The organism is Phenylobacterium sp. (assembly GCF_035309685.1).
Taxonomy (GTDB): domain Bacteria; phylum Pseudomonadota; class Alphaproteobacteria; order Caulobacterales; family Caulobacteraceae; genus Phenylobacterium.
In genome coordinates this window covers 15,103-29,561 of record NZ_DATGEX010000017.1, presented here as the reverse complement: position 1 = coordinate 29,561, position 14,459 = coordinate 15,103, and the positions used below count along the sequence as shown (strand labels likewise).

General features: G+C 70.4%; 14 protein-coding genes. 6 read left to right on the top strand and 8 right to left on the bottom strand.

Features of this window, described 5'->3' with window-relative positions:
* Window positions 1-107: 107 nt before the first annotated feature.
* Window positions 108-3,515: a glycosyltransferase gene (locus VKQ35_RS05035; RefSeq protein ID WP_324359164.1), complete on the bottom strand. Its 3,408-nt coding sequence runs from the start codon at window positions 3,513-3,515 to the stop codon at window positions 108-110.
* A 138-nt stretch (window positions 3,516-3,653) separates the two neighbouring features.
* On the opposite strand from VKQ35_RS05035, the gene VKQ35_RS05030 reads away from it, so the two are divergent.
* Window positions 3,654-4,430 carry a LytTR family DNA-binding domain-containing protein gene (locus VKQ35_RS05030; protein ID WP_324359162.1) on the top strand — a complete coding sequence of 259 codons (777 nt, stop codon included), beginning with the start codon at window positions 3,654-3,656 and terminating at the stop codon, window positions 4,428-4,430.
* Here VKQ35_RS05030 and VKQ35_RS05025 read toward each other — a convergent pair.
* Window positions 4,427-4,969 (bottom strand): GNAT family N-acetyltransferase, encoded by a 543-nt coding sequence (locus VKQ35_RS05025; protein WP_324359160.1) that lies wholly within the window; start codon window positions 4,967-4,969, stop codon window positions 4,427-4,429. The genes VKQ35_RS05030 and VKQ35_RS05025 overlap by 4 nt on opposite strands.
* A 123-nt stretch (window positions 4,970-5,092) precedes the next feature.
* On the opposite strand from VKQ35_RS05025, the gene VKQ35_RS05020 reads away from it, so the two are divergent.
* Together VKQ35_RS05020 and VKQ35_RS05015 are read left to right on the top strand one after the other, a co-directional pair.
* Window positions 5,093-6,604, top strand: a complete 1,512-nt coding sequence (locus VKQ35_RS05020) for a hypothetical protein (RefSeq protein WP_324359158.1) — start codon at window positions 5,093-5,095, stop codon at window positions 6,602-6,604.
* 75 nt (window positions 6,605-6,679) lie between these two features.
* Window positions 6,680-7,444 carry a lysozyme inhibitor LprI family protein gene (locus tag VKQ35_RS05015; RefSeq protein ID WP_324359156.1) on the top strand — a complete coding sequence of 255 codons (765 nt, stop codon included), beginning with the start codon at window positions 6,680-6,682 and terminating at the stop codon, window positions 7,442-7,444.
* On the opposite strand, the gene VKQ35_RS05010 is transcribed toward VKQ35_RS05015, so the two are convergent.
* Window positions 7,441-8,424 (bottom strand): malate dehydrogenase, encoded by a 984-nt coding sequence (locus tag VKQ35_RS05010; RefSeq protein WP_324359154.1) that lies wholly within the window; start codon window positions 8,422-8,424, stop codon window positions 7,441-7,443. The genes VKQ35_RS05015 and VKQ35_RS05010 overlap by 4 nt on opposite strands.
* A 134-nt stretch (window positions 8,425-8,558) precedes the next feature.
* Between VKQ35_RS05010 and VKQ35_RS05005 the strand changes: the two genes are divergently transcribed.
* Complete coding sequence (locus VKQ35_RS05005) at window positions 8,559-8,978, top strand: HIT domain-containing protein (protein ID WP_324359272.1); 420 nt, start codon at window positions 8,559-8,561, stop codon at window positions 8,976-8,978.
* Window positions 8,979-9,582: 604 nt separating this feature from the next.
* Here VKQ35_RS05005 and VKQ35_RS05000 read toward each other — a convergent pair.
* Together VKQ35_RS05000 and VKQ35_RS04995 are read right to left on the bottom strand one after the other, a co-directional pair.
* Window positions 9,583-10,254, bottom strand: a complete 672-nt coding sequence (locus VKQ35_RS05000; protein ID WP_324359152.1) for a hypothetical protein — start codon at window positions 10,252-10,254, stop codon at window positions 9,583-9,585.
* A 31-nt stretch (window positions 10,255-10,285) separates the two neighbouring features.
* The gene (locus VKQ35_RS04995; protein ID WP_324359150.1) at window positions 10,286-11,170 is read right to left on the bottom strand and encodes a CoA ester lyase; all 885 of its coding nucleotides are present in this window, start codon (window positions 11,168-11,170) and stop codon (window positions 10,286-10,288) included.
* Between the two features lie 29 nt (window positions 11,171-11,199).
* On the opposite strand from VKQ35_RS04995, the gene VKQ35_RS04990 reads away from it, so the two are divergent.
* Window positions 11,200-11,592 (top strand): DUF2237 domain-containing protein, encoded by a 393-nt coding sequence (locus tag VKQ35_RS04990; RefSeq protein WP_324359148.1) that lies wholly within the window; start codon window positions 11,200-11,202, stop codon window positions 11,590-11,592.
* A 31-nt stretch (window positions 11,593-11,623) separates the two neighbouring features.
* Here VKQ35_RS04990 and thpR read toward each other — a convergent pair whose 3' ends face one another.
* Window positions 11,624-12,160: an RNA 2',3'-cyclic phosphodiesterase gene (thpR, locus tag VKQ35_RS04985; RefSeq protein WP_324359146.1), complete on the bottom strand. Its 537-nt coding sequence runs from the start codon at window positions 12,158-12,160 to the stop codon at window positions 11,624-11,626.
* A gap of 161 nt (window positions 12,161-12,321) precedes the next feature.
* Here thpR and VKQ35_RS04980 point away from each other — a divergent pair, with 161 nt between their 5' ends.
* A complete protein-coding gene (locus VKQ35_RS04980; RefSeq protein ID WP_324359144.1) occupies window positions 12,322-13,065 on the top strand; it encodes a Bax inhibitor-1/YccA family protein in 744 nt (247 codons plus the stop codon).
* A 68-nt stretch (window positions 13,066-13,133) separates the two neighbouring features.
* Here VKQ35_RS04980 and VKQ35_RS04975 read toward each other — a convergent pair whose 3' ends face one another.
* Together VKQ35_RS04975 and VKQ35_RS04970 are read right to left on the bottom strand one after the other, a co-directional pair.
* Window positions 13,134-13,469 carry a DUF2794 domain-containing protein gene (locus VKQ35_RS04975; RefSeq protein WP_324359142.1) on the bottom strand — a complete coding sequence of 112 codons (336 nt, stop codon included), beginning with the start codon at window positions 13,467-13,469 and terminating at the stop codon, window positions 13,134-13,136.
* Between the two features lie 272 nt (window positions 13,470-13,741).
* The gene (locus VKQ35_RS04970; protein WP_324359140.1) at window positions 13,742-14,455 is read right to left on the bottom strand and encodes a DUF1223 domain-containing protein; all 714 of its coding nucleotides are present in this window, start codon (window positions 14,453-14,455) and stop codon (window positions 13,742-13,744) included.
* Window positions 14,456-14,459: the final 4 nt, after the last annotated feature.

Here is a 14,459-nt window from a genome sequence, read left to right as displayed (position 1 = left end):
CGCAGGAACGCGCTGGCGAAGGGGGCCCGCCGGCTCGGCGAGTGGGCGGCGTTATAGGCGCCGCTCCGAGGGAAGACAACCGCGGGACGGTCGTAAATCCAGGTTCTCTAGCCCGCGCCTTCGAAGGCGGCGCTGGCGCGGCGTTCGAGCTTGCCCCAGCCGACGCGCGCGCCGTGCAGGGCCGCGTCGATCGACTTGACCACCACATAGTACATCAGCTGCCGGTAGCCGAAGCGCTGGATCGGCATCCAGACGAGGTCGCCCCAGGGCGCGCGGCGCTCCAGCGCCATGCCGAGCGCGCCGGCCGACAGGTCCAGGAAGATGAAGGCGGCCCAGTAGAACAGCGGCCGGGCCAGGTCGTCGGGCGACCACTCCGTCGCATGGTTGGTGAAGCCGTAGAGCGCCGAGATCAGGCTCCAGACCACCGCCAGGTCGATCAGCGGCGCGACCGCCGTCAGGATGATCTGGAACAGCCAGATCTGCGGCAGGGCGACGAAGCCCAGCACCGGGCGCTTGGGATTGAACAGCGCCGAGCGGTGCTTGTAGATGCATTGCAGGGTGCCGAACGACCAGCGGAACCGCTGCTTCAGCAGGCCGCCCACCGTCTCCGGCGCCTCGGTGTAGGCGCGCGCCTCCGGATCGAACTCCACCCGCCAGCCGGCGATCTGCAGGGCCATGGTCAGGTCCTGGTCTTCGGCCAGGGTGTCATCGGGGTAGCCGCCCATCGCATCGAGCGCGGCCTTGCGCCAGGCCCCGACCGCGCCCGGCACCACGGTCACCGCGCCCAGGGCGGCGAGCGCGCGGCGCTCCAGGTTCTGGGCGGTGACATATTCCAGCGCCTGCCAGCGGGTGATCAGGTTGCGCCGGTTGCCGACCAGCGCGTTGCCGGCCACCGCGCCGACGCGCGGATCGCCGAACCAGCGGGCGAGCTTGGCCAGGGTGTCGGACGGGAACAGGGTGTCGGCGTCCAGGGCCACAACCACCTCGCCGTGCGCCTTGGCGAGGCCCCGGTTGAGCGCGCGCGCCTTGCCGCCGTTCTCGAAGCTCATCAGGGTCACGCGCGGCTCTTCCGAGAAGGCCTTGCGCACCACCTCGGCGGTGTGGTCGGACGAGCCGTCGTCCAGCACCAGGACCTCCAGCTTCGCCCAGTTGGACGCCAGGATCCGGCGCACCGAGCTCTCGATCACCTTCTCCTCGTTGAAGCAGGGGATCAGCACGCTGATCAGCGGTCCGGTCGCCGGGTCCGGCATCGGCGGCGTGCGCCGGGTGATCGTGAAGCGGTGGACCAGCGCCAGGATCCCCAGCAGCAGCAGCCGGGCCACGCCCAGCACGATGGCGGTGATGAACAGCGTCGTGAGCGCGATGTTCACCCCGTGGAAGAAGCCGAAGCCGATCCGGTCGAGCAGCAGCTCGAAGGAATTGCGGCTGGTGGGCGGCATGGCCTCGGCGTTGGTCATGCCCGCCAGGTCGCCGATGGTCACCAGCTTGTAGCCATGCGCGCGGATCGCATCGATCAGCCCGGGCAGGGCCTCGACGGTGCGGCTGCGGTCGCCGCCGGAGTCGTGCAGCAGGATCACCTGGCCGGGCGGCCGGCCGCCGCTCGAGGTCTTTTCCGCCAGGCGGGTGAGCGCAACATTGACGACCCGGGCCGCCGTCGTCGAGTCGGGGTGATCCCAGTCGTCGGGGTCGATGCGCAGGCCGACGGCGAGATAGCCCTGGGTCTGACCGGTCAAAAGCGGCGCCACCTCGCGCGGCGTCGACGGCTCGGCGTCGCCGAAATAGGGCGGCCGGAAGAGGCGCATGGACCGCCCGGTGATCGTCTCGAACAGCCTCTGTGTGGCCGACAACTCCACCGCGGCCTGCGCCGCCGAGACCTTGGAGATGTCGGGATGGGTCCAGGTGTGGTTGCCGACGTCGTGGCCCTCGCGAACCTCGCGCGCCACCAGGCCCGGCTTGTTGGCCATGTTCTTGCCGATCACGAAGAAGGTGGCCGGCGCGTGCTTGGCTTTGAGGATGTCGAGGATCTTGGGCGTCCAGCGCCCGTCGGGCCCGTCGTCGAAGGTGATCGCCGCCCAGCCCGGGTGATAGCCGTAGCGCTGAATCACATAGGAGCTCGGCATCACCTCGTAGTTCTCGCCGGAGACCAGGCCGGTGTCGGAATCGATCTCCAGCGAGCGGCGCCCTGGCGCCGGGATCGACTGGACGTGCAGCACCTCGCCCTGGCCGTCGAATTCGACGCCGCCGCCGGGCCGCAGCATCTCCAGACCGTCCGGCTTGGCGTGGCCGTACTCGTGGCGCAGCACCTGGTAGTCGAGCCCATCCTCGGCCCCCATCCGCCAGAGCGCATAGCCGAGCGGCCGGAAGCCGTCGGCGACCTTGATCTGGTTGAACAGCGTTGGCGCATCCAGGAACCACACCACGTGCTTGCGGCCGGCGTCGTCCTGATAGCCGAAGGTCGGGTTGAGGGAGTTCTCCTCCATCTCGACCTGGGCCTCGGCGTCATGCGCCTTCTGGGTCGCGTCGGCGAACAGGATGGCGCAGGCCGGGTAGCAGGCCTTGTCGGCGACGGCCTTGTTCTTCGGGTCCGGCAGCGTCCAGTCGTAGCCGACGTTGTCGAGCGCAACGATCGTCTTGGCCGGGTCGAGATGCTCCATCCGCTTGGCGATGTTGGACTCGAACCAATCCTGCGCCGCCACCGGCCCGGGCTCGCCGCCGCCATAGTGCTGGTCGTAGGCCATCAGCATCACCGCGTCCGCGGCGTCCTGCAGCGCCTTGTAGGGATAGTCGTCGTCCGCGAAGGGGGTGGTCACCCAGACCTCGCGGCCGATGGCCTTCAGCGCCGTCCGCGCCTGGGCGATGAAGCCGGGATAGGCCCGCACGCCGGCCTCGCTCAGGGCCTCGAAATCAAAGACGTAGCCGGCGTAACCCCGCTTCTGGGCCTGGGTGACAAGGTCGGCGATCATCGTCGCGCGCGCCTGCGGGTTGAGCAGGAAGGCGCTGGCCATGGGGCCGTTCCAGTCGCCGCCCGTGGGCTTGTTGTAGATTTGCGGCAGGATCGAAGGCGGATGCTTGGCCGCGGCGATGATCGCGCGGGCCTGCGGGTCGGAGGTGTAGGCGAGCCCGCCCGTCGCCGTGGTCAGCTCGATCCACTGGGGCGAAACCACGTCCAGCTGGTCGATGTGGTCGGCCAGCGACTCCCGCGAGTCTTCGTCCCAGGACACATAGATGCCCACCGCCAACGGCCGGGCCGGGCCGCCGGCCGCCGCCGGGCTGCGCGGATGCGGGATGCGGTTCCACTGCCCGCGGCCCCTCAGCTTGTGCGCCGTCTCCTGGTGCAGGGCCTGGGGCAGGGTCCCCGGGTCCTTCAGGCTGACCGTGGGCAGGCGCGGCGCGAACGCCAGCGTCGCGAAGAAGGCGGCCACCAGCAGCGCCAGGAACGAGGCCACCAGCCCGCCCATGAAGCGCACGCGCCTGGCCCTGCGTCCGGTCGGATCGTGGAAGACGAGGTCGGCCATTTAAGAGCGGGCGGGCGCCATGGTGAATCGGCCGATGTTATGCCCCGCTCCGGCAGCCGAAGCTAGGCGTGTGACATTTGCGAAACCGGCGGCATCGGCTATCCCCGGCCGGAGGCTGTGCTCGGGAGTCCGCCAACCATGGCGTCCACGCCAAAGTTCCTGCGCTGGGGGCCCTACGACAGCTGGCAGGAATGGCTGCGCGGCCTGGGCATCACCCTGGTGGGCGCCGCCTTCCTGGCCTACGCCGAGGCCTTCGGATCCGCCCGGCTCTCGATACCCGTCCGCTACGCTTATTGGTTCGGGCTTATGTTCGTCGGCTGGCTCTGGGGCGTGAGCGTCGCCAATTTCTTCTTCGGCAAAATCCGCCGGCCGCAGCGCCTGTGGTTGCGGATCCTGATCTCTTCGCTGGTGATCTCGATCCCCTATTCGGTGGTGGTCGGCGTCGCCTCTTCGCTGACCCGAGGCTCGTCGGCCTACTACGTCAGCGCCGCCGGCATGGCCGAGATCCTGTTCACGACGCTGCTGATCTCGGCGGTGATGATCCTCCTCAACGTGCTGGTCGCCCGCCAGGCCGGCGGCGTCACCTCCGCCTCGGCCCAGCCGCCCAAGTTCCTCGAACGCCTGCCCGCCAAGCTGAATGGCGCGGAGGTCTGGGCAGTGGAGGCCGAGGATCACTACCTGCGCCTGCATACCTCGCAGGGGCAGGACCTGATCCTGATGCGCCTCTCCGACGCCGTCGCCGAGCTGCAGGGGATCGAGGGGGCCCAGGTGCACCGGTCCTGGTGGGTGGCGCGCAGCGCGATCGCCGAGGCCGTGCGCGGCGACGGCCGCGCGACGCTGACGCTCAGGGACGGCGCGGAGGTCCCGGTCAGCCGCACCTACGCGCGCCTGCTGCGCCAGAGTGGTTGGATCTAGCGCCGCCGCGCCAGCCACTGCTCGCGGGTCTGGCCCCAGGTCTCGACCACCTCGTGCTCGTAGGGGGGCGGCATCTTGGAGGGGCCCCAGAGCGTCGCGCCCAGCCGCTTGGCCACCGCCTGAGACGCGAGGTTGCCGGGCTCGATGGTGTGGATGGCTTCGCTCCAGCCCAGCTTGTCGAAGGCGAAGTCCATGCAGGCGCTCGCCCCTTCGGTGGCGTAGCCCTTGCCCCAGCATTCGCGCGCCAGGCCCCAACCGACCTCCGTGCCCGGCCAGTCCTCCGGCTGCCAGGGCCCAAGGCGCCCGACCCAGCGGCCGCTCGCCTTTTCGATCACCGAGAACATGCCAAAGCCGCGGATGGTCCAGGACCCGGTGACCGTGCACAGGCCCCGCCAGGCCACCGAGCGGGCCTGCACGCCGCCGAGATAGCGCATGGTCTCTTCGTCGGCGGCGAATTTGACCCACGGTTCAAGGTCTTCGGCGGCCGGCGCGCGAAGGATGAGGCGATCTGTCTCAAGAATTGGCGCTGGCGCAAACATCGGTTTTGAGGCTCTAATGTGACCGGGAGAGAGATCGTGGTGGGGGTCCTTAGCTTAGCCGTGGGCGCGGCGGGCGGGCCAGCACTACCTTCGTCGAGGGATCCGCTAGGGGCTGGATCTCGCATGACACCTGACGCCACACCACCGGAAGACGCGCTGCTGGCCTTGCCGGACGCCGAAGATTTCAGCGCGCCGCAAAGGCCACGCCGACGCGGACGCGGCGTGCTGTTCGCGGGCGTCGCCGGCGCCTGCGTGCTGGGCGCGGGCCTTGGCCTTTGGGCGCGGCCGGGGATGAGCGAGCGCCAGCTGGCGCTGACGCCGCCGGCGCCGCCCGCGCCGGTCGGCCCGGTCCGCACTCTGCAGGTGGTGGTCGACGACCGCCCGGCGCCGCTCGGCGCCCCGATGCAGGTGCTGCCGACGACGGACGCCAAGCCGGCGGCGCCGATGGCCTTGCCGGTCTTCACCGGCCCCGCACGGACGCCGGACCCCGTGGTCCGCGCGCCCGTCGCGTCGCCGCCCGTGCAGCTGGCCGCCGCCCAGACGCCCGCGCCGAAGCCCTTCGCGGTGGCCAGGCTCGCGCCGATGATCGCCGCCGCCGTCGCCGCGCCGAGGATGCTGATCACCCGGCTGGAGGCGCCCAAGCCGCCGCCGATCCTGCTGGCCAAGGCCGAGCCCGACCAAGCGGCGGCGAAGGCCGCGGCGCACAAGGCGGCGCTCGCCAAGATCGCCGACGAGAAGGCCGCCCAGGCGAAGGCCGACAGGGCCGATGCGGCCCGCGAGCAAGCCGCCGAGACCCGCCTCGCCGAGCAGAAGGCGGCGCAGATCAAGGTGGCGCAGGCCAAGGAAGCCAAGGCGAGGGACGCCAAGGCCAAGGCTGCGCAGGTGCAGCTCGCCAGGGCCGAGGCTGCGAAAGCCGCCAGGGCGGAGCATCTGGCGCAACTCGCGCAGGCGCAGAGCCGGGCCGAGAGCCGGGCCCAGGCCCTGATCAAGGCGAAGGCCGACAAGACCGAGTCGATCCGGCTCGCCAAGGCCGAAGCCAAGGGCCGCGCCGAGGCGCGCGCCGAAGCCCGGACCGAAGCCCTGGAGGTGGCGAAGGAGGAGGCCCAGAAACAGATCCGCCTGGCGAGCCTGGTGCGCACGCTGAAGCGCGTCCTGCCGCACGAGACCCGGCCGCAGCCCGCCCCGGTCCAGACCGCCAAGCTCGACCGCAAGCACGGCAAGAAGGCGCAACGCCGCGAGGCGATGATCGAGCGCGCCTCGCTGAAAGGCCACAGGACCCCGCACGCCGCCGAGCCGCCGATCCGCGCCCACGCCGCCCCGGCGATCCCGCCGCCGCGGCCCTCGGGCCTGATGAGGGTCTCGGCGCCGCGCTGCGGCCAGCGCGATCCCGGCGAAGCCCTGGTCTGCGCCGACCCGAACCTGGGCGCCGCCGACCGCCAGCTCGCCCGCGCCTACCAGGGCGCCCGCGCCGCCGGCGTCCCCGACTCCCAGCTCCTGCGCCAGCAGCAACGCTGGCTCGCCGCCCGCACCGCCGCCGCCCGGGAGGCTCCCTGGGCGGTGCACGACGTCTACATGGCGCGCATCGCGGAGCTGAACGGCCAGGCGCGCGAGGCGCACGGCGACGGATACGAATAGCCGGCTCTGCCGTTGCAACCGCTGAGTCACGCCACGGGTTAGGCCGCGTGGGACACAAGCAGTGAGTATCGGCAGATGACCAGTTACCCCGCCTTCAGGTCGCTTGCAGACCCGGCGGACGATGGGCTCTATCCGGGCTATGCCGCGCCTTCGGCCACCCTCGCCGCTCCGCCCGCGGCCAGCGTCTCACACCGGCCGATACGCGGCGTCGTCGTGGCCGGCGGCATAGCCATCGCGCTTGCCCTGGGGCTCGCCGTTGGATTCCTGGCGCGGCCCGAGCTGGACATGGCGTCGGATAGTCCCGCCAAGCCGATGGCGCCCGCCGCGCCTGGCGCACAGCAAGGGCTGACGATCCAGCCCGGCGCGCCGCAGGCCGTCGCCTCGGTCAAGCCATCGGGAAAGCTGCAGGTGCTGCCGCCAGATATGGCCGCCGCGGCCCGCACCGTCCCCGCCGCGGCGCCGTCCGCCGCAGCCCCCACCGCCGTTCGCGACGTCTCTGATGTGGTGCGGGAGCCCGCTTCGGCGCCGCCGCCCGCTCGACGGGCCGACCCGCCCTATCCAAGGTTCGCCGCCGCCGAGGGCGCGTGCGCCGGTGGGGCTGCTGCGCAGATGGTCTGCGCCGATCCGGACCTCAGCGCCGCCGACCGGGCGCTGAACCAAGCCTATCGCCGCGCCATGCGCTCCGGCGCCATTCCGCCTGACGAACTTCGCGCCGACCAGCAGGATTGGCTGGCGTTCCGCGAGGACGCCGCGCGCCGGTCGCCCCGCGCGCTGGCGCGGGCCTACGACCAGCGGATCGACGAGCTGAACCAGCTCGCCGACGACGGGCCTGGCGACTAGGCCAGCATCTCCTTCACCGTGTCGCGCTCGCCGACCAGTTCGTCATTGGTGATGGCGATCTTGGACTTGGCGAAGTCGTCCATCTGGTAGCTGTCGATGACGTCATAGCCCGTGGCGGTGGTCTTCACCGGCATGCCGGCCCAGACGCCGTCGGCGAAGCCGTAGCGGCCTTTGCTCTCGACGGCGACCGAGTGGATCTTGCCGGGCGTGACCAGGTCGCGGACGTGGTCGACCAGCGCATTGGCCGCCGAGGCCGCCGAAGAGACGCCGCGCGCCTCGATGATCGCCGCGCCGCGCTTGCCGACGGCGGGCAGGAAATCGGTCTTCAGCCAGGCCTCGTCGCCGATCACGCTGGCGGCGTCCTTGCCGTTGATCTTGGCGTGGGTGAAGTCGGCGAACATCGTCGGCGAGTGATTGCCGTAGATGAAGGTGTCGGTGACCGCGTCGATCGAGACCCCGGCCTTCTTGGCCAGCTGGGCGCGGGCGCGGTTCTCGTCCAGGCGCACCATGGCGGTGAAGCGGTCCTTCGGCAGGCGCCTGGCCTGGTTGGCGGCGATCATCACATTGGTGTTGCAGGGGTTGCCGACCACCGCGACCCGACAGTCGTCGGCGGCCACGCGGTCGATCGACTGGCCCTGGGCGATGAAGATCTTGCCGTTGTCCTTCAGGAGGTCGGCGCGTTCCATGCCCGGGCCGCGCGGCTTGGAGCCGACCAGAAGCGCCCAGTTCACGTCCTTAAAGGCGACGTCCGCCTCGCCGGTCAGCACCATGTCGTGGACCAGCGGGAAAGCGCAGTCGTCGATCTCCATGGCCACGCCCTTCAGCGCCTTCTGCGGGCCTTCGACCGGGATTTCCAGCAGTTGCAGGATCAGCGGCTGATCGGCGCCGAACATCTGGCCAGACGCGATGCGGAACAGCAGCGCGTAGCCGATGTTGCCGGCCGCGCCGGTAACCGCCACACGGATCGGGGACTTGGCCATGCTGGTGCTCCTGTGAAGTGCGTCTTTGGGAGGGCTGTTGCGGCGGGTCCGTAGCCCACCGAGGGGCGGCCCGCAATGCTGCGCTGCGGGGAAACGGCTTGGCAGGCGGGCGTCCGGCGCCCAAGCTCGCCGGCATGTTCGAGATCGACCCCGCCTTCCTCGCCACCTCGCACGCGCTCGGCGACCTGGCGCTCAGCCATGTGCGCCTGCAGGCCGACGCGCGCTTTCCCTGGCTCGTGCTGATCCCGCGCCGCGAAGGGGCCCGCGAGCTGGAGGACCTGGCGGCCGGCGAGCGCGACGTGCTGATGGACGAGATCCTGCAGGCCGGCGGCGCCGTGCGCGCCGTCGCCGATGCGCTGGGCCGGCCGGCGCCCAAGCTCAACGTCGGCCAGCTCGGCAACATCACCGCCCAGCTGCATGTGCATGTGATCGCCAGGCGCCCCGAAGACGCCGCCTGGCCCGCGCCCGTCTGGGGGTTCGGCGCGGCCGAGGCCTACGAACCGCAAGCGCTGGAAGCGGCCATGGCCGCGGCGCGGCTGGCGTTGGGGTTTTAAGCGATGGTCGCGCGTTCGGACCTCCTTCGAACCCTGGTCCTGTGTGCGTTTCTCGCAGGCTGCATGACGGCGGACCCGAACTCGGCCTTCAAGGACACCCCCGCAAGCTGGGGCCTTTGGAAAGATGGGATCGACTCCGCAATTCGGGCCGAGAAGGCGGGGCGCCCGGGTCCCGGACTACAGACATGGGAGACCTATTGGCGCGGAATTCAAACCACGCTCTCAACGCGGACCCGATCCGGCGAGTACCAGTATGAAGGCCCGTACCTCTATGAACACGCCGATCGGTACATAAAATACATTGTGGACCAGCGCCGCGCGGTCGGGCTGCCAGATATCCCGTTCTATCCGAAGGACCCCTAGTCACACCTAGGCTGCCTGCATCCTTCAGGATGCTGGATAGCCCTGAACTCCATGGTTGATTGCGAGCTTGGGCCTCTCGGCAAGTCAAGGAGCGGCCCTTGGCCGCCCGCATGGCGGCGCGCCTCTGGCGCGTCCTTGAGTTGCCGAGAGGCCCAAGCAAATCTGGCCGCCATGGACTTAAGGCGCAGTCCGTCCGAGACCGTCGATCGGGGCTGATACTCTCGCCGCGCAGACCGACCGCCTAGGGCCCCGTCCGCCGCATCGTCACCTGGAAGCTCGCGTCGCCGCGCACCAGCTTGCCGCTCCAGCGGCCGTCGCCGGCCTCGCGCAGGGTCAGCGTCAGGTCCGGCGTCTTGGTCTCGGTGAACTTCAGCGTCAGGTCGCCGCCGTTGCGTTGGATCTGATCCACCAGGCCCGAGCCCTCGATGGAGCCCGGCCGGCGCAGGTCGCGCCACACCGCCTCCAGCCGGTCGCGGCGGTCGACGATCTGCAGCACATAGCGGTCGCCAAATTGGTCGGCCAGCGTCCAGCCGCCGTCCAGCGGGCCCTGGAAGCTCTGCGCCGAGGCGAACGAGGAGCGGATGCGCGCGTCATAGGCAAGGTCGCGGATGGTCGGCGGGGCGTCCGGCGTCTTGCCGGTCTCATCGATGCCGACCGGGGCGTCCTGCTGGGTGCGCGGCGCGGGCGTGTAGCTGTGCGGCTGCGGGCCGGTGGGCAGGAGCGCGGGCGGGATGTCGGGGCCGGTGCGCGGCTGGCCGGCGGTGTCGGGCTCGTCCTCGTCGCCGGGCGCGCCGCGGTTGAGGAGGTCGCCGATGGGATCGCGGCTGGGCGTGGCGGGCGCCGGGCCAGCCCCCGGGGCCGGCAGTCCAGCGGGCTGGGACCGGGCCGGTCCCGCCAGGGCCGCGAGGGCCAACAGCGCTAGAAACGATCCTCGCATCGACCGTTCAAACCTCGTTCGGCGCCTGGGCGGCCGCGGCGATGGCCTCCGCCACCGCGATCAGCCTGCGCGCCTCGTCCAGGTGCAACCGCTCCACCATACGCCCGTCCACCTTGAGAACTCCTTTCCCGGAATTTTCCGGCGAATCGAAGGCCGCCGCGACGGTCCGCGCCCAGGCCACCGCCTGCGCTTCCGGGGCGAAGATGCGGTTGGCGATCTCCAGGTGGGTCGGATGGATCAGGCTCTTGCCGTCGAAGCCGAGGTCCGCCCCCTGCGCGCTCTCGCGCTCAAGCCCCTCCAGGTCGGGGATGTCATTGTAGACCCCGTCGACGATGGCGAGGCCGTGCGCGCGGGCGGCCATGACGCTCAAGGCCAGCGCCGGCAGCAGCGGCGCGCGGTCCGCGCCCGGCCGGCAGCGCATCTCCTTGATCAGGTCGTTGACCCCGACCACCCAGGCTTCGACGCCTTCGGCGGCCGAGGCGCGGCCGAGCGCGTCCAGCGCGAAGACCGCCTGGCAGGTCTCGATCATCGCCCAGAGGGTCGCCTTGGGCCCCACGGCGGCGCGATAGGCCGCCAGGTCCGCCGGCGAGGCGACCTTGGGAACCAGCACCGCGTCAGGCCCCGCCTCGCCCGCGGCGGCGAGGTCCTCGGCGCCCCAGGGCGTGTCCAGCCCGTTCACGCGGACCACCAGCTCGCGCGGGCCGAAGCCGCCCAGCCGCACCGCCTCGCAGGCCAGCGCCCGGGCGGCGAGCTTGGCCTCCGGCGCGACGGAGTCCTCCAGGTCGAGGATCACCACGTCGCAGGGAAGCGTGCGCGCCTTCTCGATGGCGCGGAGGTTGGAGCCGGGCAGGTAGAGGACGCTGCGGCGCGGCTTATGGTGACGGGAAGACATGGCCCGATCTTAGCGGCTAGGGTGAGCCCATGGCCACACGCCCAATCACCACCCGCTACGATCCGGAGGCCCGCAACGTCCTGGGCGGTGAACTCAAGCCCTGCTCGGTCGATCCGGTCACCGGCTTCTTCCGCAACGGCTGCTGCGAGACCAGCCACGAGGACGTCGGCCTGCACACCGTCTGCGCGGTGATGACCGCCGATTTCCTGGCCTTCAGCCGCGCGGCGGGAAACGACCTCTCGACGCCGGTCCCCGAAGCGCAGTTCCCGGGCTTGAAGCCCGGCGACCGCTGGTGCCTCTGCGCGCCCCGCTGGAAGGAGGCGCTGGACGCCGGCGCCGCGCCGCAGGTGGTGCTGGACGCCACCCACGAGGAGACGCTGGCCATCGTGCCGCTGGGCGTGCTCAAGGACCACGCCGCCTAGCCTCTCGCCGCTGCGCGGCGAGGGCGGGGGCCTAGGTCAGCGGATATTCGGCCTCCAAGCGGTAGTGCGCCTGCTCGCTGCCGAGGAAGCTGGAATAGAGGCCGAAGCTTGCGACGCGGATCGGCGGCGACCTGAGCAGGTTGTTGGCCTGGATCCAGGCGGCGACCTCGGCCGGGTCGGGGCGGCGCAGATAGGCGAGCGTCAGGTGCGGCCGGTAGACCCGCGTTTCCGGCTTCAGGCCCACGCGGCGCGCGGCGCTCTCGCAGGCCTTGGCGAGGCGCCGCAGGGCCTCGTTCTCCGCCACCCCGGCCCACAGCACATGCAGGTCCGGGCCTTCGCCGAAGGCGCCGACGCCGGCCAGTTCCAGGTCGAAGGCCTGGCCGTGCAGGCCCACCAGCTCGGAATCCAGGTCGCGGGCGATGTCCTCGCGGATGTCGCCGAAGAACCGCAGCGTGACGTGCAGGCTCGCCAGCGGCCGCCAGCGCGCGCCCTCGACGCCGGCCTGGCGGCGGGCGAGCGCCTGGCCGATCTCCTCGGGAAGCGCGACAGCGGCGAAGAGCCGGATCATGCGCCTAACTATCTCCGCCCGCGCCGCCCTGCAAAAGACCCCGAAATCCTTGGTGAAAACCTTAACGGGACCTTGACCAACAAGGCCTTGCTTCCGCCTCACGCGGACCCGATATTTAGCGCGCGTCCAATCGGGACGTTCAAATCAAGGGTTTTGCTCAAATGAGCGACTTCAACCGCGGCTATGCGCGCCCGACCCAGGTGGGTTCGGCCGATATGTCGGTTGACGTGGGCCTCCGGGGTTTCATGCTCGGGGTCTACAACAAGGTGGCGCTGGGCCTCGTGCTCTCCGCCGCGCTGGCCTACCTCACCGGCTCCTTCGCGCCCGTGCGCGACCTAATGTTCACCGTGGCCAACGGCCGGGTGGGCTATTCGATCCTGGGGCTCGTCGTCGCCTTCGCGCCGCTGGCGGTGCTGCTGTTCTCGGGCTTCGCGCGCCGCGTGACGCCCAAGTCGGCGAACATCACCTACTGGACGGTGGTCGCCCTCATCGGCGCCTCGCTGGGCGTCGTGGTGCTGCGCTACACCGGCGCCTCGATCGGCGAGACCTTCCTGCTGACCGCGACCTCGTTCGGCGCGCTCAGCCTGGTGGGCTACACCACCAAGCGCGACCTGACCGCCTTCGGCAGCTTCCTGATCATGGGCCTGTGGGGCCTGATCGGCGCCATGCTGATCAACGTCTTCCTGCAGAACTCGATGATGGCGCTGATCGTCGACGTGATCGGCGTGCTGATCTTCGCCGGCCTCATCGCCTACGACACCCAGAAGCTGAAGATGACCTATTACCAGCTGCAGGGCGACGATGCGGGCATGAGCGTGGCCACCAGCTACGGCGCGCTCAGCCTCTACCTCGACTTCATCAACCTCTTCCAGTTCCTGCTGGCCCTGTTCGGCAACCGCCGCTAGGCCCTCGCGGAAGAGACTTAAGACGAAAGCCCCGGCGGGAAACCTCCGGGGCTTTTTCTTGTGGGGATCTAGTCGACGACCTTAAAGCGGCCGCGGTCGAAGAACCGCAGCACCTGCTCCAGCTCGTGGCCGCGGCGCAGGACCATGCCGCCCTGACCCAGAACGGCCCAGGCGCCCTGCCGCCGCGCCAGGTTGGGGCGCTTTTCGATGCGGTAGAGCGGCGCCTCGGAACTGCGCTTGTAGACCGAGAACACCGCCGATTCGCTCAGGCCATCGATGGCGTAGTCGCGCCACTCGCCGGCGGAAACCATGCGGCCATAGAGGGATAGCAGGCGGGTCAGCTCGCGCCGTTCGAAGAAGACGGTCGCCTGACGCGGCGACGCGTGGGACGAGTCGAAAGCCATTGCCCCGAGCCTAGACCGGAATCGCCGGTTCGGGCCAGAGGGGCGTGCAGGCGCTTAAGGCCCTGCCGCGAAATGACCTTATTGCTGACCCGCGAGCGCCCGATGGGGTTCCGATATTGCAGTTGTCGGTTGGTCAGAGACGGCGGTCCCGGATCCTGAACAGCCCCCCCAGCCCCCCTGGATCGGCGGACTGGCCAGCCGACGCCTTCTTAACGTCAAGAACCCCCGCGGGTGCTCTCCAGCCGCGGGGGTTTTCTTTTGCGGGGTTGGCTTCAGCCCTTGGGCTGACCCACCGCGAGGATGCGGCCGCCCTTTCCGGCCTGGACGAGGATCACGGTCTTCAGCCCGTCGTCGCTGGGCGCGGGCAGCCTGAACGACACCGGCTGGCCGCGCCAGGCGCCCAGGCGGGTGAGGTCGCGGACCACGTTCCTTTCGGGGAGTGTCTGGCCCTTGTTGTCGCCGGACTTGACCGCGATGTCCTGCTGGCGCGGGTCGTAGCGCACCAGCCAGACGTCGCCGCCGCCCTTGGGCGCGCGGGCCGAGCCCACATAGACCCGCCGCTCGCCGACGAAATGCACGTCCGGCGGGGTTGCGCGCCGCGCCTTGGCCGCGTCGGCGACCAGCTTGTCGACCTTGGCGGTTTTCGAACCGGTGGCCTGGGCCGCCCCATCGACCACCACCTGCGGCGTGTAGGGCTCGCGGAGCGCCAGCTTCGCCGCATAGGCTTTCTGGCGCTCGGCGAACTCGGGCTTGGCGAAGGTGTCGGCCCAGCCGAGGTAGTCCCAGTATCCGACCGAGAAGGTGAGGGCGAGCAGGCCCGGCTTCTCGGCCAGCTTGGCCACGTGGCCGTTGGCCTCGCCGCACGAGGCGCAACCCTGCGCCGTATAAAGCTCGACCACCACGGGCGGCTTGGCCGCCGCCGTCCCCGAAACGGCGGACAGGGGCAGGGCGAGCAAGGTCAGGCTGAAAAGCGCCGCTTTCCGCATCGCC

Bases quoted from the DNA above. Each gene is read 5' to 3' on its own strand.
- VKQ35_RS05010 (WP_324359154.1), bottom strand. From the start codon at position 8,424: ATGGCCAAGTCCCCGATCCGTGTGGCGGTTACCGGCGCGGCCGGCAAC.
- VKQ35_RS05025 (WP_324359160.1), bottom strand. From the start codon at position 4,969: ATGTTTGCGCCAGCGCCAATTCTTGAGACAGATCGCCTCATCCTTCGC.
- VKQ35_RS04975 (WP_324359142.1), bottom strand. From the start codon at position 13,469: ATGGCTTTCGACTCGTCCCACGCGTCGCCGCGTCAGGCGACCGTCTTC.
- VKQ35_RS04995 (WP_324359150.1), bottom strand. From the start codon at position 11,170: ATGTCTTCCCGTCACCATAAGCCGCGCCGCAGCGTCCTCTACCTGCCC.
- VKQ35_RS05015 (WP_324359156.1), top strand. From the start codon at position 6,680: ATGACCAGTTACCCCGCCTTCAGGTCGCTTGCAGACCCGGCGGACGAT.
- VKQ35_RS05005 (WP_324359272.1), top strand. From the start codon at position 8,559: ATGTTCGAGATCGACCCCGCCTTCCTCGCCACCTCGCACGCGCTCGGC.
- VKQ35_RS04970 (WP_324359140.1), bottom strand. From the start codon at position 14,455: ATGCGGAAAGCGGCGCTTTTCAGCCTGACCTTGCTCGCCCTGCCCCTG.
- VKQ35_RS05020 (WP_324359158.1), top strand. From the start codon at position 5,093: ATGACACCTGACGCCACACCACCGGAAGACGCGCTGCTGGCCTTGCCG.
- VKQ35_RS04980 (WP_324359144.1), top strand. From the start codon at position 12,322: ATGAGCGACTTCAACCGCGGCTATGCGCGCCCGACCCAGGTGGGTTCG.
- VKQ35_RS04990 (WP_324359148.1), top strand. From the start codon at position 11,200: ATGGCCACACGCCCAATCACCACCCGCTACGATCCGGAGGCCCGCAAC.
- VKQ35_RS05030 (WP_324359162.1), top strand. From the start codon at position 3,654: ATGGCGTCCACGCCAAAGTTCCTGCGCTGGGGGCCCTACGACAGCTGG.
- thpR (WP_324359146.1), bottom strand. From the start codon at position 12,160: ATGATCCGGCTCTTCGCCGCTGTCGCGCTTCCCGAGGAGATCGGCCAG.
- VKQ35_RS05035 (WP_324359164.1), bottom strand. From the start codon at position 3,515: ATGGCCGACCTCGTCTTCCACGATCCGACCGGACGCAGGGCCAGGCGC.